The organism is Vibrio jasicida CAIM 1864 = LMG 25398 (genome assembly GCF_000400365.1).
Taxonomy (GTDB): domain Bacteria; phylum Pseudomonadota; class Gammaproteobacteria; order Enterobacterales; family Vibrionaceae; genus Vibrio; species Vibrio jasicida.
Genome location: NZ_BAOG01000102.1, coordinates 86,952 through 108,099 on the forward strand (window position 1 = coordinate 86,952; position 21,148 = coordinate 108,099).

Sequence of the window (21,148 nt, forward strand, 5' to 3'; positions counted from 1 at the left end):
GAGCCTTTGTCATGTATTCGAGTCAAATGCTACGCAGATAGGATTCGCATACAGTTCGTTGAACCAACCACATCCATGACATCACCTTGAGTGAAGATCACGAGATCCCCTTCATCGAGCAATCCTTGTTCTTTAAGCGTTACAATTGCCGCGTGAGCGGTCGTCAATCCAGCGCCCCCCTTAGAATCAAAGAACACTGGTGTTACACCACGGTATAGTGCTGCACGGTTCAATGTGGACTCGTTACGAGAGAGTGCGAAAATCGGTAGACCAGAACTCAAACGTGACATCATCAATGCTGTGCGGCCTGATTCTGTTAATGAAATCATCGCTTTTACGCCTTCCATATGATTGGCAGCATACATAGTCGACATTGCAATGGTCTCTTCTGCGGTCGCAAACGTGCGGTCCAATCGGTAAGTCGAGAGGCTTGCTTCTGACATTTTTTCTGCACCCATACAGACTTCTGCCATGGATTTAACGGTTTCTACTGGGTATAAACCCGCAGCTGTTTCACCTGAAAGCATAACGGCGTCTGTACCATCAAGCACGGCGTTGGCAACGTCCATCACTTCTGCACGAGTTGGCATCGGTGCAGCCATCATAGATTCCATCATTTGGGTTGCAGTGATAACAATGCGGTTTAAGCTACGCGCACGGCGGATCAGCTTTTTCTGTACGCCGATAAGCTCTGGATCGCCAATTTCTACCCCTAAGTCACCACGAGCAACCATCACCACATCGGAAGCGAGGATGATGTCATCAATTGATTCATTGTTCGCTACCGTCTCTGCTCGCTCGACTTTAGCGACAAGCTTCGCTTCTAAGCCAGCGTCACGCGCTAAACGACGTGCGTAGTTCATGTCTTCCCCGTTGCGAGGGAATGAGATGGCTAAGTAATCCACTTTGATTTCTGCTGCGGTTAGGATGTCTGCCTTATCTTTTTCTGTTAGAGCATCCGCAGAAAGACCTCCACCTTTTTTGTTGATGCCTTTGTTGTTGGACAATGGACCACCAACAGTGACTCGGGTGTGAACTTTATTTCCTTCAACGCTGGTAACTTGGAGCTGTACTCGGCCATCATCAAGTAACAGGATGTCGTTAGTTGAGACGTCCTGTGGAAGTTCTTTGTAATCTAAGCCAACCGATTCTTGATTGCCTTCGCCTTTAGGTAAGTCACTATCTAAAGTGAACTTGTCTCCGACACTGAGGATGATTTTACCATCTTGGAAAGTTGAGACTCGTATTTTAGGGCCTTGTAAATCGCCGAGAATAGCAACTTGTCGACCCAGTTTAGCCGCAATCGCACGGACTTTATTGGCTCGTTGAATATGGTCTTCGCTCGTACCGTGGGAAAAGTTCATACGTACGACGTTTGCGCCCGCTTTGATGATTTCTTCAAGGACATTGTCTTTGTCGGTTGAAGGGCCTAGCGTTGTGACGATTTTTGTTCTTCTCAATATAGAAGTCATAGATTCTCCGAAGAATGCAGGTGTAGGACGAGATAACTGGAATTCTATTCTCGCTAAGTATATGCACACTATGTACATATTGTTCGTATTTAGGTCAAAGTGCTGAAAAAACGCTGAGTCTCAGGCTTTGCTTCCTAATTTGATGAATAAAATAAGTCAATTTTCAAACAATTTAACAGGAGTAGATTTCTCGTTATTTGATTGAATACACAAACAAACATGTTTATACGTGATGCTTGTCACGGGGATTTATCAATTCACTTCACAATTACTTCGCAAAGTAAAAAAATTATCCCGTTATAGAATTTCGGAGTGCAAGATGTACATGGCTCAACCGGGCCATATTGATCATATCAAACAGGTCAATGCTGGTCGTGTATACAAACTAATTGACCTGAAGGGTCCAATTTCTCGAATCGATTTATCCAAGAAAAGTGAGCTTGCACCTGCGAGTATCACTAAGATCACTCGAGAGTTGATTGAAGCACATCTGATTCATGAAACTACCGTGCAAGAGGCGACCAGTCGTGGCCGTCCAGCGGTAGGTTTGCAAGTCAATAATGAAGGCTGGCAATTCTTATCGATGCGTTTAGGGCGAGGGTATTTGACCATTGCTTTGCATGAACTTGGTGGGGATGTGCTTATCGATACCAAAATCGATATCCACGAGCGCGATCAAGATGATGTTTTGGAACGCTTACTCTACGAAATTGATGAATTCTTTCAAACGTACGCTGATCAACTTGATCGTGTGACTAGTATTGCTATCACGTTGCCTGGTCTGGTGAACTCAGAGCAGGGTATTGTGCTGCAAATGCCGCATTACAATGTTGAGAACCTTGCTCTAGGACCTGAGATCTACAAAGCAACAGGTTTACCAGTGTTTATTGCCAACGATACACGTGCGTGGGCATTGGCTGAGAAGCTGTTTGGTCACTCACAAGAGAACGATAACTCGGTTCTGATTTCGATTCACCACGGCTTAGGGGCCGGTATCATCTTAGATGGGCGAGTCCTACAGGGCCGTCATGGTAACATTGGTGAACTTGGCCATATTCAAATTGATCCGAATGGTAAACGTTGTCACTGTGGTAACATTGGTTGCTTAGAGACCGTTGCGAGTTCACAAGCTATTCGTGAAGAAGTGGTGACTCGTATTGCTGATGGCGAACCCTCAATTCTTGCTGATCAAGAAGAAATGAGCATCGAAAGTATTTGTGAGGCGGCGGCAAATGGCGATCCTTTGGCTGTCGATGTTATCGAAAAGCTTGGTCGTTACTTGGGATCTGCAATTGCTATTGTGATCAACTTGTTTAACCCAGAGAAGATTTTGATTGGTGGGGTAATCAACCAAGCGAAAGAGGTGCTTTATCCTGCCGTTCGCCGCTGCATTGAAGAGCAGAGTTTACCGGTCTACCACCAAGATCTTGAGCTGGTGGAATCTCGTTTCTACAAACAAGCGACCATGCCGGGTGCCGCGCTTATCAAACAAGCTTTGTATGATGGTCAGTTACTGATGAAGGTAATTGAAGGCTAATTTCCCGTATTGTTGTGGCGTAGTTTTAAAGGGTGAGCTTTAAGAGCTCACCCTTTTTTGATCGCCAATTTGATGCAAAGCGCCAATCTGAGCTTTGCTTCATTGCTATATCAATAGCATTAATGTAATTTCCCTAAGTAATGTAAAACACTCATACAAAAGTTTTACTTTGTTGTTTCAGCACGGTTTTCTTTAAAGAGTGAAGGATAGTTATTCAGAGTTAGGTAGTGGTATGTCCGGAGTGTTAAATACAGTGGATCAGCGTACGAATCTAGTGGGTGAGAACCGACTGGAGCTTTTGCTGTTCACATTAAATAGTCGCCAGTTATTTGCGATCAACGTTTTCAAAGTGAAAGAGGTGATCAAACTGCCGCCACTGACCAAGCTACCTGGTTCACACTACAATATTCGTGGTGTCGCTTCTCTCCGTGGTGAAGCAGTACCTGTGATTGATTTGCGTGGTTCAATTGGCTTTCCCCCTTTGCGTGGTGAAGCGGAAGAAGAAAACCTGATCATCACGGAATATAACCGCTCAGTTCAAGGCTTCCTTGTTGGGCCTGTACGAAACATCATCAATACGGCTTGGACCGAAATTCAGCCTCCACCTTCCACATCTGGTCGCTCTAACTACCTCACGGCAATTACCCAAGTGAAAGAAGGGGATAGCTCTCAAATCGTCGAAATCATCGATGTAGAAAAGGTGTTAGCGGAAATCATTCATTACGATGTCACGATTTCTGAAGGCGTGTTAGACCACGAACTTGCTCAAGCTATGATTGGTCGTAATGTGCTGATTGTGGATGACTCCTCAACAGCTCGTAACCAAGTACGTGATACCTTGTCTCAATTAGGTTTGAATATTATTGAGTGCCGAGATGGCCTTGAAGCATTGACGGTATTAAAACGTTGGTGTGACGAAGGTAAAGATGTCGCGAACGAGTTACTGATGATGATTACTGATGCTGAAATGCCAGAAATGGATGGCTATCGACTGACGCATGAAGTCCGTAGTGATCCGAGAATGTCCAAACTGTTCATCACGCTAAATACTTCTTTAAGTGGGAGTTTTAATGAAGCCATGGTGCAAAAGGTGGGCTGTGACCGCTTTATATCTAAGTTCCAACCAGATCTTCTTGTTGAAGTCGCACAAGAACGTTTGCGTCAGGTGGTTTAGGTTATCCAAGGTATAATTATCTTGTTACAAACTCATTCATAAGTTTTTATGATGTCTGCTTCATGAGTTGCTATACTTTACTTACATATTTTTTACAGTGAAATATGTCAGGTATATCACGTTACTTTTCACCTACGAGTCAACTCGACTCATCAGTATAGGGTACTTCCTTTTAATGATATGGCTAACATCTAAAGTTATTATGACTTTATCCTTGTTACTGTATAGGGAATACAAGAAAAAACGTACGGAAGCGGAAGCTGATGACTAATTTCAGCGGAATTGAAAGGGAGGGTCGACCTCCCTTTATTTTATTCAGTTTACCCTGTGTCAATCTGTCTCTATTCTCATTTCTTTAATGAAAATCCCGCGATTTATTTTGCAGTCCCGCAAGGTGTTGAGTGCAATCAATGAGCCTACCTGCAATGATGTGCGTGACTTCTCCCTCTCTTTCTAAAATTCCTTTTACCATTAACACCTTTGAGGTGAGATAAGCTTGTTTCTGCGCGCGCGCTGTTGCTCGCCACACAACCACATTAATGTTACCAGTGTCGTCTTCTAACGTGAAAAAGGTGACGCCAGCTGCAGTGCCAGGGGATTGCCTGCCTGTGACGACACCGACAACCGTCACCAAGGACTTGTGCTCTTTTTCTACTAGCTGCTTCATACGAGTAAAGCGTGGTAGTTTGCCAGCTTCCTCCAGTAGGGTAATTGGGTGACGGCTAAGTGATAACCCTGTACTGGCATAATCTTCAATGAGATTTTCGTACTCAGAAGGCTGAGGTTGATAGCTCACCTCAGGCTCTTCAATTTGATTAAATAAGGGCAAGTCTGATAACGAATCCATAGCTGACCAGCGTGCGTTATATCGGTTACCTGAGAGTATTTGAAAAGCATTCGCAGAAGCTAATAACTCAATATCACGACGACTTCTCAGAATTTGTTTTACCTCTTGGATAGAACGATAACCATGAGTTGGGCGGTGTTCAACCAAGCGGATAGCGTTTTCTTCATTAAGGCTTTTGACTAACCGCAAGCCTAGTTGGATACCAAGGCGTCCATTGGGGCGTTTTACCAAGTGATGCTGGTAGTGTGAGTGGTTCACGCAAGTAGGCAGTACTTCCACTCCGTGTCGACGTGCATCCTGAACCAGCTGTGAAGGGTTATAAAAGCCCATGGGTTGGCTATTCAGTAGCGAAGTATAAAACTCAGCGGGATAGTAGAACTTTAGCCATGCAGAGCAATAAGCCAGTACCGCGAAAGAGGCGGAATGGCTCTCAGGAAAACCATACTCACCAAAGCCACAAATCTGATCAAAGATACGTTCGGCAAACTCAAGATCGTAGCCGCGTTCAAGCATCCCATCGATAAGCTTTGGTTTGAATTTAGCGAGATCGCCGTTCTTCTTCCATGCTGCCATTGCTCTACGCAATTGATCCGCTTCACCGCCGCTAAAACCAGCCGCGACCATTGCCAACTTGATCACTTGTTCTTGGAAAATCGGTACGCCCATGGTGCGCTCTAGTACGTTTTTCACTTCTTCCGATGGGTAGCTGATCGGTTCTTCACCATTTCGTCTTTTTAAAAACGGGTGCACCATATCTCCTTGGATTGGGCCCGGACGAACAATGGCAATCTGCACGACTAAGTCGTAGTAACGTGCAGGTTTTAAGCGTGGCAGCATGCTCATCTGCGCGCGAGACTCAATCTGGAATACGCCAACAGTATCGGCTTTTTGGATCATGCGGTATACGTGCGGATCGTCTTGCAGGCGTGTGATCTCGGCAATCGACAGGGATCGCTGGTGGTGCTTCTCGACTAATTGAAAGCATTTACGGATCGCGTTCAACATGCCAAGTGCAAGTACATCGACTTTCAATAGCTTTAAGCTTTCTAAATCATCTTTATCCCATTGAATAATGGTGCGATCTTCCATCGAGGCATTCTCGACAGGCACCAGTTCATATAAAGGGCCAGATGAAATCACAAAGCCGCCGACATGCTGAGATAAATGGCGCGGGAATCCGATGATCTCATTCACCAACTGGATAAACTGCTGGCCTTTTAATGACTCTGGTTGTAACCCCAATTCGATGATTTGCGCTTGCCAACCTTGGCTACGATCACGGCGATTGACGTTTTTAATGAAAAAGTCGAGTTGAGTTTCTTCAATCCCCAACGCTTTTCCTACTTCACGCACGGCACTTTTAAAGCGATAACTGATCACGGTGGCTGCCAAAGCAGCACGTTCGCGCCCGTACTTTTTGTAGATGTATTGAATCACTTCTTCACGACGCTCGTGCTCGAAATCCACATCGATATCTGGCGGCTCGTCTCGCTCTTTACTAATAAAACGCTCGAATAAGACAGAGATTTGCCTCGGGTCAACCGCGGTGATTTCTAAGCAGTAGCACACTACGGAGTTAGCCGCGGATCCACGTCCTTGATAGAGGATGCCTTGCTGCTTAGCGAACATCACAATGTCGTGAATGGTTAGAAAATAATAATGGTACTCTAGCTCTTTAATGAGTGTGAGTTCACGCTCAATCGTTTGATTGATGTCTGTTGGAACCCCTTCGGGAAAGCGTCGTTGCTTACCTCGATCAACTAAAAAACGTAAGTAAGAGTCTGGTGTGTAACCATCTGGAATGAGTTCGGCTGGGTATTCGTATTTCAGGTCAGACAGCTCGAATTCGCACAAATCTGCGATGGTTTTGCTTTCTGCAAGCCACTCTGGTTTATAGATGCGGAGTAGCTTATTCATTGGGCGCAACGCTCTTTCTGCATTGGATAGGCGATCAAAACCAAGTTTATCGACATTGCATCCATGCTTAACGGCAGTGAGTACGTGCTGTAGAGGTAGGCGTTCGGCAGCATGCATCAAAACACCACCACAAGCGGTAATAGGAAGCTGAAATTCATTAGCCAATAACTCACAATGAGTTGTGTATGCTTCATCACTTCCACTGAGGTGACGTTGAATCGCGACCCATAATCGTTCGGAATGGTGTTGATTAAGCCAACGTCCCCAGTAGTGATCACTTTCCTGGTGTGCAGGTAACCACAGCACGAAACAGTGACGAATCGACATTAAATCCCATTCGGAAAGTTGGTAGCTGCCTTTCTCGCTGCGTCTTCTTGAATTGGTGATGATACGGCACAGCTCAGCGTAGGCTTTTCGACAAGGGCAAAGCAGCACGACTTGGCATTCCTCGTTCAACCAAAACATGCTGCCGACGATTTGTTTAATATCAAGCTTGTGCTGTTTAATGGTCGCGTACGCTTTGACGACACCGGCAACAGAGCATTCATCAGTAATCGCAATAGCTTGATAACGATAAAAAGCGGCTTGCAGTACTAACTCTTCCGCATGAGAAGCCCCAGTGAGAAAGGAAAAATTGGACTGACAAAATAGTTCTGCGTAACTCATAACAACCTAACAAAAATAACTGCCGATTTAACAAAAATAGCCATGAAGAAACCAATGCTTGTGTTGATCGCGAAAGACCCATAACCAGCGCCCTTGCTTGGTATGTGCTACGTAGTAATCACGCATGATTTCATCGCCATCCCACCATCCAGAGACAATTCGCTCTGGTCCATGAATGAGAGATACTTGCTCTTGTAGCGCGATAGGTTCGGGTAATTGCATCGCTGGGCGTAACAACGCAGGGATGGTGTTAATCGACACATCCGGCTCATCGGCTGGGCGATACTGACTGGCTTTCTCTGGTCTTGGGTCGCAGGCGATATTCGGTTTGAGTACTGCGCTTTTACCCAATTTAGCTTGCAGTAGAGAGAGCAACTCTAATGCATTCATTTGGCCCTTTTGCCCAGCAAAGAGATCACGAGTTGCGCTTAAAGGCTCTCCTTGACGGACGATTTTTAACGTTAAGCCCATCACTGGGCCGTTTAAGGTCAATGATTCTAGATTCAAACTGGCCAGTTGTTGCCAACGCTGACATAAGTAATCGCCCTGCGCTGAAGTCAATTGAAGATGTTGTTCTTGCTTATCTCGCTGGTGGAGCGTCAAGCACAGCTCAAACGCGACTTTATCGCGCAGCTTGAGGAAGGTTTCGAGCTGCTGAAGGAGCTTGGCTAACGGTCTTTCCACCCATTGCACGTTTTCAATTTCAAACAGCAATTCTAGGTATACTTGGAATGATTCCGTTGGATGATAAAAATCAACAGGATGTTTGAACTGGCCTGTTAACCGCCCAACGTAGTTGACTAAATCGATATCAAATCGGCGTGCAATATCTTGTAACGGCAACTCAAGCAAACCTTCGAGGGTTGTAACTCCAACGCGCTGTAGCTTATCGACAGTTGAGGTCGACAAATCGGTCAATGTCAGTGGCAAAGGTTGTAACGCTTGTAGCATGAAGGCTTTATCTTCACTCAAACAATTACTCCCAGATAAGGCCATCAATTTGGCTGAAAAGGGTGAAAAGCCGCAGCCGAACTGAAAGCTCAGCTTGAGCGTTGCTAGGTGAGTCGTGACTTTTTGCCAGTAATTTTGCAGCCCTTCATATAAGTTAAGCATCGGGGTTGCGCGTAGTAGAACCCCTTGGCTTGGCATCAATACGACATCAGACGTAATCAAATACAGCCATTGAGCAATTTCTTGTAACTTGCTCAATTCGGTTTGCGGATGATAAGGATGCACTTGCAAATCCCGGCACAAAGAAGCCGCGCTACCCAAGCCCATATTTGGCTTAATGCCTTGTTGCTCGGCAATCTCGTTGTATTGAATGATCCGACAACGTTGGCTTTCTACAATCACCACGGGCTGCTCTTGGTTATCACCAAAGAGTGCATCTAACTGTAGGCGAGGGAAGTGCAAGTATATCCACAAAGCCATATCACTAACCTTGATTCGCCAATGGGAAATTGACCACCGTGGATGGAATACGAGTTGTGCTTGGCATCACCAGTTGCGGGTAGTGGTGCTGGAAGTTGATATCGACGCTGCCTTTGCTCCAACCGCCTTTTCTTTTGAGCACTTCTACACTCACACCTTGCTCGTGACCGTGAAGTTTTAAGCTGAGTGACACAGGCAAAGACAAGCGATTTGTCATGTTAGGTTTGAGCATAAACAGAGGGCAAGCGCCTTGCTCACTTGCCACTTGCAGGCGTTTTACTTGGTGGATCTCTAGCTCATCTTGCCATAGCAAAACGTTGGTACACACGCCGCTCTTGAGGCATTGCTCTGCTGCCCATAAGGCATCGCGTTGATGTTCCGGTGTGACAACCCATACTTGGTTGATGTCCAACCCAATGCTGTGTAGGAACAATGAATTCATCAATGCGGGAGGCTGAATGAATGCCGTTACTCCTCTTGCCAGAGATGCTTTTAAATAAGGCGCTAAAAGACGCAATTCACCAATACTGCCAACGGACTCTATTTCCACGACGCCATGGGGAGGAAAACCGCCCCCAAGCAAGGTATCTAACTCAGGAAAACCTGAGCTATGGAGAGTCTGGTGTGTATCAGCTTTGGTTAAATTTGCTTGCCAAACAAGATGTTGGCTTTTTAAATTCTGGATAATGTCTTGCATAATAAAATACCTGTATATATGTACAGTATATTTCTGTGATGGAAAGTCGCAAGATTTTTATAGGCAGAAATACGAAAAAAGGCAGCGTTTGCTGCCTTTTCAATCGATTATGCGAGGTCGTGAGAATTTATCACTTACGCTTTGGTTGTGCGTCAATACACTGACCGTTGACATCAGTGACGGCTGGATCCATTAAATGCAGGTACAACGGCATAATATCTAAAGGTGTTTTTAATGTATTTGAATCTTCACCAGGGTAGGCTTTTTCACGCATACGAGTGCGAGTTGCTCCGGGGTTAATGGCATTAACTCGCATTGGTGTGTCACTCAGTTCGTCGGCGAGAACCTGCATCATACCTTCTACGGCAAATTTGGAGATGGCGTACGAACCCCAGAAAGCACGGCCAGAATGGCCCACTGTTGAAGACGTAAAGATAATACGACCTGCATCTGAATTACGCATAATAGGCAGCAGTGCCTGAGTCATTAGGACTTCTGCTTTCACGTTAATCTGCATGATGTCGTCAAAGTCTTCTTCATTGATTTGCTCAAACGGGCACAGCGTGCTTAAAACACCGGCGTTGTGCAGCAGGCCATCCAAACGACCAAATTGACCTTCGATGGTTTCTGCCATATCGATGTAGTGCTGCTTAGTTGCGCCTTTTAGATCAAGTGGAATGATCGCGGGTTGAGGGTAACCTGCAGATTCGATTTCATCGTAGATGGATTCAAGGTTTTGAACGTTTCGACCAAGTAGAATCACAGTCGCACCGTGCTGAGCGTAAGAAAGTGCCGCTTGGCGACCAATACCATTGCCTGCACCAGTGACAAGAATGACTTTACCTTTTAGGGCATCTGCTGAAACGGAGTAGTTCACGGTAGTTAATCCTTATTATTGTATCTAATTCCGACGAACAGACGTCATCTTGGTGTAGAAATGCGCCTGTTTCTCAATGGAAAATCTTGGTAATCGTGACAAGTTGGTTACAATACACCAATTCATGTGTTATACCAATTCCAGAACGGTTGTCCGGTATGTTATTTGAACACCATCAATCAGAACAAGAGGTTACTGATTTTCTTGCCTTCTCTCTGATTTTTCTACGTAACATATTGATGACTATTACTGGTATGAGATAGAGGAACTCTCATTGGAATTTTTATTAGATTATGGTCTGTTTTTAGCCAAGATTATCACCGTTGTTGCGGCCGTGGTTGTGCTGCTGATTATTGCAAAATCGGCGGGTGGTAAATCGGGTGCTGCGAAAGGCGAATTGGAAGTCACCAATCTTTCTGAGCGTCATAAAGATGCAATCGAACAGTTAGAACATCACCTGCACGATGACGCTTTCATCAAAGCTCGTGATAAAGCGGCTAAGAAGGAAGAGAAAGAAAAGAACAAATCTCGCGAGAAAGAAATCAAACAAGCGAGCAAAGAAGGCTCTCTCGATAGCAAGCGTGAACCGCACCTGTTCGTGTTGGACTTCAACGGCAGTATTGATGCAAAAGAAGTGGGCTCTCTACGTGAAGAGATTACTGCAGTATTAGCCGTAGCTCGCGAAGGCGATGAAGTGCTGCTTCGTCTAGAGTCTGGTGGTGGTATGGTCCATGGCTATGGCTTAGCATCTTCTCAACTTGATCGAATCAAGGCTGCAGGTCTGCCTCTGACGATTTCTGTCGACAAAGTGGCAGCAAGTGGTGGCTACATGATGGCATGTGTGGCAGACAAGATTGTGTCTGCGCCGTTTGCGATTGTAGGTTCTATCGGCGTTATCGCGCAGATCCCTAACTTCAACAAACTGTTGAAAAAACACGATATCGAATATGAGCAGCTAACAGCTGGTGAGTACAAGCGTACACTAACGATGTTTGGTGAGAACACCGACAAAGCGCGTGATAAGTTCAAACAAGAACTTGAAGAAACACACGTACTGTTCAAAGACTTCATCAGTGAACGTCGCCCAGCGCTAGAACTTGAAAAAGTCGCAACCGGTGAGCACTGGTTTGGTACGCAAGCGAAAGAGCTAGGGCTGGTGGATGAAATCAGCACTTCCGACGATCTAGTTGTTGCAGCATGCAAAGAGAAAACCGTACTAGCAGTGCATTACGTGCAAAAGAAAAAACTGGCAGACAAGCTTGCCGGTGTTGCAGGCAAAGTAGCAGACAGTGTCGTACTTAAACTTGCAGAGCGTGGTCAAAAGCCAATTGTGTAATGTTTAAGAAATAACAAAAAAACCAACTGTTTAGTTGGTTTTTTTGTTTCCGCTGAGGGTTGTTAGTTCAGCTCTAACCGTTATTGGTTCAGTTCTAACTGATAGAAGCTTGCTTGAGCATAATCACCCGCTTCCATGCCGCGCCATTCACAGTCTGAACTGCTTTTCTTCGTATTACATTGGTTGTAAGCACCGGCTTTGTAATACATCCAATCGTTACCATAGCCTTGGTCTATTTCATGACCTTGGTATTTGCCTTCTGCTAGATTCACATCAAATGTCTTAGTGACTTCATTTTTCTCACCAGGGTTCTTAGTGAAAGTCAGGTGCATGATCTCACCTTCCACATTCACGCTGTATGAGAAGATTTCACCCAGTTTGATGCCGTCTTGTGGGTCTGCGTCGCCTTTACGTAAGTTGTATTGTCCGAACACGTTGTGGCGGATGTCTTGGCGAAGTTTCTTACCATTTTCATCTTTCGCGTCTTGAAGTTCTTTGGTTGGGTTTAACTCGTAGTTCCACGAAAGAGAGCCGTATTCATGCTCAGGCAGTTTTCGGTAAGAAATCTTTAAAGGCTCATTGTCAGAGCCATGAATTTGGCCAATCACGACAGCGAATGCGCCATTCTTTTTGTAGTTGCCACTTGTACTTACTTGGTCAACAGATAGGGTCGCGTTTAGCTCGCCACCAATCGCACCATACTCAGCAGCATTTGGGTGAGAAGCGACGACAAAGTTGTTTTTTGGCTCACCGTAGTGCGTAGCAAGCATGGCACGAAGTTCACTACGGGTGTTCTTACTATTAGGAGTGGTCGGTGCTTCATTTGGTGCAACAAAAACCACGGCGCCTGTTTCTTTGTTGGTATAGAACCACTCAGGGTGAACATAAGGGTTTTCTGTATTGCCCAGCTCATCTTTGGCTATTTCTAATGCTTTACCTTTGCGTTCACCTTCTTTAGTTAGTTCAGGCAAGGTAATTTTCCAATTCGTCATATCAAAGTTTTGAGCTGGAGCCTTTGTCGGATCTAGCTCATATTTGTTCGCTAATTCATTAGACGAAGTTGCAGCCATAGCAGAAGCAGAGGCAATGCTGGCAGCAAGAAAAGTAAGCGCTAATTTCTTCATATTGTGTTCTCAATTTTTATAGGGTCGTCGATAAGATGATTTAATATACAATAATATTGTATTACTAATATGTGATCGGGTCGGAAAAATGAAACTTAGAGAAAATCCGCCATTTGGTATTGCGTTTTAAAGAGAAAAAATCAGAAGAGAGAAAACGGCAAATTCTGAACCGGGGAGAGGGCAAAGAAATGGTATCCTGAGGCTATTAGGTATATACTCCCGCACCGTAAAATTAAGAATGAAATGAATTTGGGTGGAAGCACCGAAATTCGCACATCAACGTGGAGAAAAACATGTCCTCTCAAACTCCGGTTGTTACCGTAGATGGACCTAGTGGTGCAGGTAAAGGCACTTTATGTATGTTGCTGGCGAAGAAGTTGGGCTTTCATCTTCTTGATTCTGGCGCAATTTATCGTGTACTTGCACTCGCAGCGATTCACCACGGCGTAGACACTGAGTCAGAAGATGCGCTTGTTCCACTTGCTACTCATCTAGACGTTCAGTTTGTTGCTGAAGGTGACCTAGTAAAAGTGATTCTAGAAGGCGAAGACGTCTCTGGTGAGCTTCGTAAAGAAGAAACGGGGATGGCGGCGTCTAAAGTAGCAGCTCTGCCACGCGTTCGTGAAGCATTATTGCGCCGTCAGCGTGCATTTGAGACCGCTCCGGGTCTGGTTGCTGATGGCCGTGATATGGGTACGGTCGTATTCACGAATGCACAAGCGAAAATTTTCCTTGATGCGAGCGCAGAAGAGCGTGCAAATCGACGCCTTAAACAGTTGCAAGAGAAAGGGTTAGATGTTAGATTTGCTGACCTTTTGAGCGAGATCCAAGAGCGTGACGATCGCGATCGTAACCGCCCAGTGGCACCACTACGCCCTGCAGAGGATGCGCTTGTGCTAGATTCTACGTCGATGAGTATCGACGAAGTAGTAGAAAAGGCACTACAATATATCGAATCGAAGCTAGCTGAGTAATAACACTCGGCTAGACTAAGAGCGTTGGTCGCAAGGATGATGACTGGCGAATTTAATAACCCCATGCGGTAGGATACCCGTGGACGTTTAATTTATTGAAGATTAAATAAATGACTGAATCTTTTGCTCAACTCTTTGAAGAGTTTCTAAACGAAACAGAATTCCAACAAGGCAGCATCGTTAAAGGTACTGTAGTAGCTATCGAGAACGGTTTCGTTCTTGTTGACGCTGGTCTTAAGTCTGAATCTGCTATCCCTGCTGAACAGTTCAAGAACGCTGCTGGCGAACTTGAAGTTGAAGTTGGTGCTGAAGTAGACGTAGCTCTAGACGCTGTTGAAGATGGTTTCGGTGAAACTCAACTTTCTCGTGAGAAAGCTAAGCGTCACGAAGCTTGGATCGTTCTTGAGAAAGCTTACGAAGAAGCTGAAACTGTTGTTGGTATCATCAACGGTAAAGTTAAAGGCGGTTTCACTGTTGAACTAAACGGTATCCGTGCTTTCCTTCCTGGCTCTCTAGTAGACGTACGTCCAATCCGCGACACTGCTCACCTAGAAAACAAAGAGCTAGAGTTCAAAGTTATCAAACTTGACCAAAAACGTAACAACGTAGTTGTTTCACGTCGTGCAGTTATCGAATCTGAGAACAGCGTTGAGCGTGACGAGCTTCTAGAAACTCTACAAGAAGGTTCTGAAGTTAAAGGTATCGTTAAGAACCTTACTGACTACGGTGCGTTCGTTGACCTAGGTGGCGTTGACGGTCTTCTACATATCACAGATATGGCTTGGAAGCGCGTTAAGCACCCATCTGAAATCGTTAACGTTGGTGACGAGATCCAAGTTAAAGTTCTTAAGTTCGACCGTGAGCGTACTCGCGTATCACTAGGTCTTAAGCAACTAGGCGAAGATCCATGGGTAGCAATCGCTAAGCGTTACCCAGAAGGTCACAAACTAACTGGTCGCGTAACTAACCTAACTGACTACGGCTGCTTCGTTGAAATCGAAGAAGGCGTTGAAGGTCTAGTACACGTTTCAGAAATGGATTGGACTAACAAGAACATCCACCCATCTAAAGTTGTTAATGTTGGCGACGAAGTTGAGGTTATGGTTCTTGAGATCGACGAAGAACGTCGTCGTATTTCTCTAGGTCTGAAACAGTGTAAAGCTAACCCATGGCAGTCATTCGCTGAAGCACAAGCTAAAGGCGACAAAGTTACTGGTAAGATCAAGTCTATCACTGACTTCGGTATCTTCATCGGTCTAGAAGGCGGCATCGACGGTCTAGTTCACCTATCTGACATTTCTTGGAATGTTGCTGGCGAAGAAGCTGTACGTGAGTACAAGAAAGGCGACGAGATCTCTGCAGTTGTTCTAGCAGTAGACGCTGAGCGTGAGCGCATTTCTCTAGGCGTTAAGCAAATGGAAAACGACCCATTCAATGCTTACGTTGCTGACAACAAGAAAGGTGTTCTAGTTAACGCTACTGTAACTGCTGTTGACGCTAAAGGCGCTACAGTTGAAATCGCAGAAGGCGTTGAAGGTTACATCCGTGCTTCTGAAGTATCACGCGATCGCGTAGAAGATGCTTCTCTAATCCTAAGTGCTGGTGATGTTGTTGAAGCGAAGTTCACAGGTGTAGACCGTAAGAACCGCGTAATCAACCTATCTATCAAAGCTAAAGATGAAGCTGATGAGCAAGAAGCAATGGCATCTATCAACAAGCAAGACGAAGCTGCTTTTGGTAATGCAATGGCTGACGCTTTCAAAGCTGCTAAAGGCGAATAATTTACTCGCTTAAGCTAAAAAGGGGCCGCAAGGCTCCTTTTTTATGCTTGCTATAAACTAAGTAGTAATACTAATGTTGATAAACTATGCTAAAAAAAGACATTTTTTGATTGCACATTTTGTGTAAAAATTGTCTAGAATTGATAGCAAGTGTTTGTTGGAATTAGTATTACTTACTATAATGAGTGATAAAGATACTCAAAGAGGGCAACTATGACTAAGTCTGAACTGATTGAAAGACTCTGCGCTGAGCAAACACATTTATCAGCGAAAGAGGTAGAAGATGCTGTAAAAGATATTTTAGAGCACATGGCCTCTACACTAGAGACCGGTGACCGTATTGAGATCCGTGGCTTTGGTAGTTTTTCTCTTCATTACCGCGAGCCTCGCGTAGGTCGCAACCCTAAAACGGGCGACAAGGTGGAGTTAGAGGGTAAATACGTTCCTCACTTCAAACCAGGCAAAGAGCTTCGTGAACGCGTAAATATGGATAGCTAAGGCTCTCTTATTAGTTTGAAAAAGCGGCATACTCTCGTGTATGCCGCTTTTTTATAACTAGATTATTGGTAATATACATGGTCTGAAGAAACATTTTACTGCATAATCTTACCTACTTACTCCTCGAAGGGTGATGTAACATGAAAATTATAAAAATCATTGCTGTTTTAGCTCTCTTTTTAATTGCACTGGCTTTAGGTTCTCAAAACCAAGAGATCGTAACCTTTAATTATCTTCTGGCGAAAGGTGAGTTCCACTTATCAACCTTGCTGGGTGTAGTGTTTGTCGTTGGTTTTGGCATAGCATGGGTTATCTTTGCTAGCATTCAGTTCAAAACTCAACTGCAAGTGCGTCGTCTGAAAAAGAAACTTAAAAAGTATGAGCCCGCTGAAGCAGAACAACCTGCAAAACCAGCAGTAGAAAAACAGGCATAAGGATAAGGCTTAACTTTAATGCTTGAACTACTCTTCTTGTTATTGCCAATAGCCGCCGCCTATGGTTGGTACATGGGCCACCGTAGCGCTCAGCAAGACAAGCAGAAGCAATCTCATCAGATATCCCGTCAGTATGTGACGGGTCTTAACCTGCTCCTATCTGATCAATCAGATAAGGCGGTTGACCACTTCATTGAATTGCTCCAAGTTGATAACGAAACGATAGATACTCACCTAGCGTTGGGTAATCTTTTCCGTTCTCGTGGTGAAGTCGACCGAGCAATTCGAATCCACCAAAATCTCATTTCTCGTTCTGGCCTCACGCTAGACCAGAAAAATCTCGCGCTTCAACAGCTCGCTAAAGATTACATGGCCTCTGGTTTCTTAGACCGTGCAGAAAAAATCTTTGAACAGTTAGTGGAAGAGCCAGACCATCGTGAAAGTGCACTTCAGCAACTTGTCACCATCTACCAACAAACGCGTGAGTGGGAAAAAGCCATTCATTACGCAAACCAGTTGGCGAAGATGGGTAAGAAGCGCACTCGTATTCGTGCCAACATTGCACATTTCTGGTGTGAGTTAGCCATGCTTGACCAAGCCGATGGTCACACCAGTAAAGCGATTCAACATTTCAAGAAAGCACTGTCAGAAGACCCTAAATGTGTTCGTGCGAGTATTGCCCTCGGCCGGGTGTATTTAGAGTCAGAAGATTACAAACACACCATCAAGTACCTGACAGGTGTGCTTGAGCAAGATAAAGACTTTATTAGTGATGTCCTACCAACGATTGCTGAGTGTTATCACCATTTAGGTCAGGAAGATGAACTCGTAGAATTCTTACGTGCCTGTATCGATAAAAAGGCGGGTGTATCGTCCGAATTAATGTTGGCGCAACTTGTCGCGCATCATGAGAGCGTTGGTGCCGCGCAAGAGCTGTTGACGAAACAACTACTGAAAAACCCAACCATGAAAGGCTTTTACCGTCTTATTGATTACCATATTGCAGAAGCAGAAGACGGTCGTGCAAAGGACAGTCTATCGACACTGCAAGCCATGGTTGGTGAACAGTTAAAAGTGAAGCCACATTACCGATGCAGGAAGTGTGGCTTCTCAACCCATTCCCTTTACTGGCATTGTCCATCTTGTAAAGGATGGGGGACGATCAAGCCAATCCGCGGATTGGACGGTGAATAATTTTAATGCAGCTGGCAGAGTTTCTGTCCGCTGCATTTTTTTAAGCTTTATTTGATAAGAACCAAAAATAGTTAGGAGATGAAATGATCGACCAAAAAGTTATTGTCGCACTAGATTATGATAACCAAGCTGATGCGCTTGCATTCGTAGATAGAATTGATCCTGCGTCATGCCGCCTAAAAGTGGGCAAGGAAATGTTTACACTATTTGGTCCTGATTTCGTACGTGAACTGCATAAACGCGGGTTCTCTGTGTTCCTAGACCTGAAATTTCACGATATCCCGAATACGTGTTCAAAAGCCGTGCGAGCAGCCGCTGAGTTGGGTGTATGGATGGTAAACGTTCACGCAAGCGGTGGTGAGCGTATGATGGCTGCGTCGCGTGAAATCCTAGAGCCGTATGGTACAGATCGCCCGTTATTGATTGGTGTAACGGTACTGACCAGTATGGAACAAAGCGACTTAGCTGGAATTGGCTTAAACGTGGCTCCTCAGGAGCAGGTGGTCCGCCTTGCAACGCTAACTAAGAACTCTGGCCTAGACGGCGTAGTCTGTTCAGCTCAAGAGTCTTCAATGCTTAAGAGTGAGCTTGGTAAAGAGTTTAAGCTCATTACTCCTGGGATTCGCCCAGCAGGTTCTGAACAAGGCGACCAACGTCGTATTATGACACCAGTCGATGCGATTCAAGCAGGCTCAGACTACCTAGTGATTGGTCGTCCTATTACACAAGCTACCGACCCAGCAGCAGTGCTTAAATCCATCAACGAAAGTTTGGCGAATATGTAAGACTGGTTTGAGGCTAAAACGAAAGGTGAAGTGGTAAACACTTCGCCTTTTTTATTTCCTGTAACACAAACATGCTCAACATAAAGACACTATATCGCTGGGCAGTAATGGCTTAGCGGATGGTACTGTTATGATCACACTTCTCTAACATAAATCGCTGTGATAGTCGGAATGTGCAACCATGTGTTATGGATGGGTTGCGTTACAAATGTGTAACGAATACTATGGAGTGGATGCATTCACTGCGTTGTAAGGTCAGGATGACCTAGTGAAACTCTCTGATATTAATACGGAAGTGGACAGGACTTCACTTTGTATTCGCTCCCTCTATTTTCTTTGCTGTGTATCGCGCGCAGTCATTCTGAGATTCACTTGTTGTCGCTCTTCCTGCCGCACTGCGCAAACACAACAAGGAAGAATACAATGATAAAAACCCTGCCATTTGCAGCACTGGCAACCTTGATGGCAACCAGCTTTCAAGTTAGCGCAGCTGAGCTACCAGCAGAGGTAGAATGGATTTCAAACAATAATGAGCCTCTGTTTGCTTCAGAAGAAGCGGTACGAGGTGGAACATACCGTACTTTTATTCGAAGCTTCCCTCAAACGTTACGCAGTGTCGGTCCTGATGCGAACTCTGGTCTTCGCCAATACTTAATGGATGGCACTCCTAAACTCGCTCAGCGCCATCCTGATACGGGTAAATGGATTCCCCAACTTGCTAAGGAATGGGCATTTGGCGATGACAACAAAAGCGTTTATTTCAAGTTAGATGAGACGGCAAGATGGTCCGATGGTGAGAAGATAACCGCCGATGATTACGTGTTTATGATGAAGTACTACACGTCAGAAGACATCATTGATCCGTGGTACAACGATTTCTTTAAAACAAGCATTGTAAGCGTAGAGAAAATCGATGACTACACAATCCAAGTAAACCTTGCTGTGGAACAGAGCCAAGATGCTTTGATGGTTCTGATCAACATGCCAAGTAATGGTTTTCAGCCTCGCCCAGAGCACTTTTTTGAAGGGGAAAAAGATGAAAACAAAGATGGTATGCCGGACAACTTTGTTCGTAAGTTCAACTTCAAATCAGAGCCTACCGCGGCACCTTATTACATTGATAAAGTAAAGAAAGGTAAGAGCGTGACGTTTAAACACGTTGGTGAAGATTGGTGGGGTTATAACAACCGTTACTACAAAAATCGTTACAATGTAGACAAGGTTCGTATTACCGTGATTCGTGATGAAGACATCGCAATGAAGCACTTCGAGAAGGGCAATTTAGACTACTTCGAGATGGTGTTACCTAACTTCTGGCATGATAAAACAGACAGTGAAGTGTACAAGAAAGGCTATGTACAAAAATACTGGGGCTTCAACCAGTCGCCTCAGGGGGCGGGTGGTCTGTGGATGAACACGGCAATGCCGATGCTAGACAACTTAGAAGTGCGTAAAGGTGTGATGGCAGCAACAGACTACGACGGTATGATCGCAAACATAATGCGTGGTGACTACTCTCGTAAGCCACATGGTCTTGGTTTTGGCCACGGTGAGTATGATGATCCAAGCAACACACCACCGAAGTTTGATGCTGCAGAGGCAGTAAAACATTTCGAGAAAGCCGGCTTTGGTAAAATTGGTTCGGATGGTATCCGCGTCAATGATAAAGGTGAGCGTTTGAGTTTTGCGATTACCTACGGTTACAACTCACACACTCCACGTATTGCGTACTTAAAAGAGCAAGCGAAGTTGGCAGGTTTGGAGTTTACCTTAAACCTTGTTGATGGTTCTTCGGCGTTTAAATACATTCTGGAGAAGAAGCACCAACTAGCATTTTTGAATATGGGCTCTGGTGAGATCCCTGCGTACTGGGAATACTTCCACTCAGATAATGCGAATAAGCCTCAAACTAATGCACATACAAACTACAGCAGCCCAGAGCTAGATAAGCTAATTGAAGCGTATGATAATGAGTTTGAACAACAAAAACGCTACGACTTGTCTCGTCAGATCCAAAAATACATCGGTGATGCAAACGTCATTGTTCCTGGTTACATGGTCCCTTACACACGTGATGCCCATTGGCGTTGGGTTAAGATTCCTAAGAATGGGATGACAAAAAATACCGAATGGATTTTGCACCCAATGGATATTTCAAACTTCTGGATTGATAAGTCTGTGAAGAAAGAAACAGAGAAAGCGATGAAGGCGGGCAAATCGTTCCCTGAAGTGACGGTTATCGACGATCGTTATAAGCTTTCAGCAAATTAGTTATTTAGTAAGTAGACAGTAAAAAGCCCCGAAACTCGATTGAGTCGGGGCTAATTATATGGTCCGCCTCACTCTCAAGCCCTACGCTTAGAGTAGGCTCTCAGAACGAGGTGAACCATATGTCTACCATTCA

16 protein-coding genes are annotated in these 21,148 nt (G+C 44.8%); 10 read left to right on the top strand and 6 right to left on the bottom strand.

Annotation, left to right across the window (positions count from 1 at the left end):
• Positions 1 to 29: 29 nt before the first annotated feature.
• The gene (gene pyk / locus VJL_RS22890) at positions 30 to 1,472 is read right to left on the bottom strand and encodes a pyruvate kinase (protein ID WP_038881636.1); all 1,443 of its coding nucleotides are present in this window, start codon (positions 1,470 to 1,472) and stop codon (positions 30 to 32) included.
• A 319-nt stretch (positions 1,473 to 1,791) separates the two neighbouring features.
• On the opposite strand from pyk, the gene mlc reads away from it, so the two are divergent.
• Both mlc and VJL_RS22900 read left to right on the top strand, forming a co-directional pair.
• Positions 1,792 to 3,009 carry a sugar metabolism global transcriptional regulator Mlc gene (mlc, locus tag VJL_RS22895; protein WP_038869476.1) on the top strand — a complete coding sequence of 406 codons (1,218 nt, stop codon included), beginning with the start codon at positions 1,792 to 1,794 and terminating at the stop codon, positions 3,007 to 3,009.
• A 232-nt stretch (positions 3,010 to 3,241) separates the two neighbouring features.
• Positions 3,242 to 4,183: a chemotaxis protein CheV gene (locus VJL_RS22900; protein WP_038869478.1), complete on the top strand. Its 942-nt coding sequence runs from the start codon at positions 3,242 to 3,244 to the stop codon at positions 4,181 to 4,183.
• 355 nt (positions 4,184 to 4,538) lie between these two features.
• Here VJL_RS22900 and VJL_RS22905 read toward each other — a convergent pair whose 3' ends face one another.
• The 4 genes from VJL_RS22905 to VJL_RS22920 all read right to left on the bottom strand — a co-directional run bounded on the left by VJL_RS22905 (position 4,539) and on the right by VJL_RS22920 (position 10,618).
• The gene (locus VJL_RS22905) at positions 4,539 to 7,613 is read right to left on the bottom strand and encodes an error-prone DNA polymerase (RefSeq protein WP_038881638.1); all 3,075 of its coding nucleotides are present in this window, start codon (positions 7,611 to 7,613) and stop codon (positions 4,539 to 4,541) included.
• A 27-nt stretch (positions 7,614 to 7,640) separates the two neighbouring features.
• Positions 7,641 to 9,044, bottom strand: a complete 1,404-nt coding sequence (locus tag VJL_RS22910) for a Y-family DNA polymerase (RefSeq protein WP_038881639.1) — start codon at positions 9,042 to 9,044, stop codon at positions 7,641 to 7,643.
• A gap of 4 nt (positions 9,045 to 9,048) precedes the next feature.
• On the bottom strand, positions 9,049 to 9,741 hold the full coding sequence (gene imuA, locus VJL_RS22915) for a translesion DNA synthesis-associated protein ImuA (protein ID WP_038881641.1): 693 nt from the start codon (positions 9,739 to 9,741) through the stop codon (positions 9,049 to 9,051).
• 130 nt (positions 9,742 to 9,871) lie between these two features.
• A complete protein-coding gene (locus VJL_RS22920; RefSeq protein WP_038869485.1) occupies positions 9,872 to 10,618 on the bottom strand; it encodes a YciK family oxidoreductase in 747 nt (248 codons plus the stop codon).
• Positions 10,619 to 10,892: 274 nt separating this feature from the next.
• Here VJL_RS22920 and sohB point away from each other — a divergent pair, with 274 nt between their 5' ends.
• On the top strand, positions 10,893 to 11,954 hold the full coding sequence (gene sohB, locus VJL_RS22925; RefSeq protein WP_038869487.1) for a protease SohB: 1,062 nt from the start codon (positions 10,893 to 10,895) through the stop codon (positions 11,952 to 11,954).
• Positions 11,955 to 12,034: 80 nt separating this feature from the next.
• Here the strand turns inward: sohB and VJL_RS22930 are convergent, their stop codons facing one another.
• A complete protein-coding gene (locus VJL_RS22930) occupies positions 12,035 to 13,078 on the bottom strand; it encodes a polysaccharide lyase family 7 protein (protein ID WP_038881642.1) in 1,044 nt (347 codons plus the stop codon).
• A 293-nt stretch (positions 13,079 to 13,371) separates the two neighbouring features.
• On the opposite strand from VJL_RS22930, the gene cmk reads away from it, so the two are divergent.
• The 7 genes from cmk to VJL_RS22965 all read left to right on the top strand — a co-directional run bounded on the left by cmk (position 13,372) and on the right by VJL_RS22965 (position 21,015).
• The gene (gene cmk, locus VJL_RS22935) at positions 13,372 to 14,052 is read left to right on the top strand and encodes a (d)CMP kinase (protein ID WP_038881643.1); all 681 of its coding nucleotides are present in this window, start codon (positions 13,372 to 13,374) and stop codon (positions 14,050 to 14,052) included.
• Positions 14,053 to 14,162: 110 nt separating this feature from the next.
• Positions 14,163 to 15,833: a 30S ribosomal protein S1 gene (gene rpsA / locus VJL_RS22940; protein WP_005533588.1), complete on the top strand. Its 1,671-nt coding sequence runs from the start codon at positions 14,163 to 14,165 to the stop codon at positions 15,831 to 15,833.
• Positions 15,834 to 16,046: 213 nt separating this feature from the next.
• Positions 16,047 to 16,331 carry an integration host factor subunit beta gene (gene ihfB / locus VJL_RS22945; protein ID WP_038869491.1) on the top strand — a complete coding sequence of 95 codons (285 nt, stop codon included), beginning with the start codon at positions 16,047 to 16,049 and terminating at the stop codon, positions 16,329 to 16,331.
• A gap of 140 nt (positions 16,332 to 16,471) precedes the next feature.
• Positions 16,472 to 16,765, top strand: a complete 294-nt coding sequence (locus VJL_RS22950; RefSeq protein WP_038869494.1) for a LapA family protein — start codon at positions 16,472 to 16,474, stop codon at positions 16,763 to 16,765.
• 18 nt (positions 16,766 to 16,783) lie between these two features.
• Positions 16,784 to 17,959: a lipopolysaccharide assembly protein LapB gene (lapB, locus tag VJL_RS22955; RefSeq protein ID WP_038881644.1), complete on the top strand. Its 1,176-nt coding sequence runs from the start codon at positions 16,784 to 16,786 to the stop codon at positions 17,957 to 17,959.
• Between the two features lie 83 nt (positions 17,960 to 18,042).
• Positions 18,043 to 18,744 (top strand): orotidine-5'-phosphate decarboxylase, encoded by a 702-nt coding sequence (pyrF, locus tag VJL_RS22960; RefSeq protein ID WP_038869495.1) that lies wholly within the window; start codon positions 18,043 to 18,045, stop codon positions 18,742 to 18,744.
• A 423-nt stretch (positions 18,745 to 19,167) separates the two neighbouring features.
• Positions 19,168 to 21,015: an extracellular solute-binding protein gene (locus VJL_RS22965; RefSeq protein WP_038881646.1), complete on the top strand. Its 1,848-nt coding sequence runs from the start codon at positions 19,168 to 19,170 to the stop codon at positions 21,013 to 21,015.
• Positions 21,016 to 21,148 lie beyond the last annotated feature (133 nt).

What these genes read in the sequence shown, in the direction of transcription:
- pyk (WP_038881636.1), bottom strand. Translation starts at nt 1,472, where the DNA reads ATGACTTCTATATTGAGAAGAACAAAAATCGTCACAACGCTAGGCCCT.
- mlc (WP_038869476.1), top strand. Translation starts at nt 1,792, where the DNA reads ATGTACATGGCTCAACCGGGCCATATTGATCATATCAAACAGGTCAAT.
- VJL_RS22900 (WP_038869478.1), top strand. Translation starts at nt 3,242, where the DNA reads ATGTCCGGAGTGTTAAATACAGTGGATCAGCGTACGAATCTAGTGGGT.
- VJL_RS22905 (WP_038881638.1), bottom strand. Translation starts at nt 7,613, where the DNA reads ATGAGTTACGCAGAACTATTTTGTCAGTCCAATTTTTCCTTTCTCACT.
- VJL_RS22910 (WP_038881639.1), bottom strand. Translation starts at nt 9,044, where the DNA reads ATGGCTTTGTGGATATACTTGCACTTCCCTCGCCTACAGTTAGATGCA.
- imuA (WP_038881641.1), bottom strand. Translation starts at nt 9,741, where the DNA reads ATGCAAGACATTATCCAGAATTTAAAAAGCCAACATCTTGTTTGGCAA.
- VJL_RS22930 (WP_038881642.1), bottom strand. Translation starts at nt 13,078, where the DNA reads ATGAAGAAATTAGCGCTTACTTTTCTTGCTGCCAGCATTGCCTCTGCT.
- cmk (WP_038881643.1), top strand. Translation starts at nt 13,372, where the DNA reads ATGTCCTCTCAAACTCCGGTTGTTACCGTAGATGGACCTAGTGGTGCA.
- rpsA (WP_005533588.1), top strand. Translation starts at nt 14,163, where the DNA reads ATGACTGAATCTTTTGCTCAACTCTTTGAAGAGTTTCTAAACGAAACA.
- ihfB (WP_038869491.1), top strand. Translation starts at nt 16,047, where the DNA reads ATGACTAAGTCTGAACTGATTGAAAGACTCTGCGCTGAGCAAACACAT.
- VJL_RS22950 (WP_038869494.1), top strand. Translation starts at nt 16,472, where the DNA reads ATGAAAATTATAAAAATCATTGCTGTTTTAGCTCTCTTTTTAATTGCA.
- lapB (WP_038881644.1), top strand. Translation starts at nt 16,784, where the DNA reads ATGCTTGAACTACTCTTCTTGTTATTGCCAATAGCCGCCGCCTATGGT.
- pyrF (WP_038869495.1), top strand. Translation starts at nt 18,043, where the DNA reads ATGATCGACCAAAAAGTTATTGTCGCACTAGATTATGATAACCAAGCT.
- VJL_RS22965 (WP_038881646.1), top strand. Translation starts at nt 19,168, where the DNA reads ATGATAAAAACCCTGCCATTTGCAGCACTGGCAACCTTGATGGCAACC.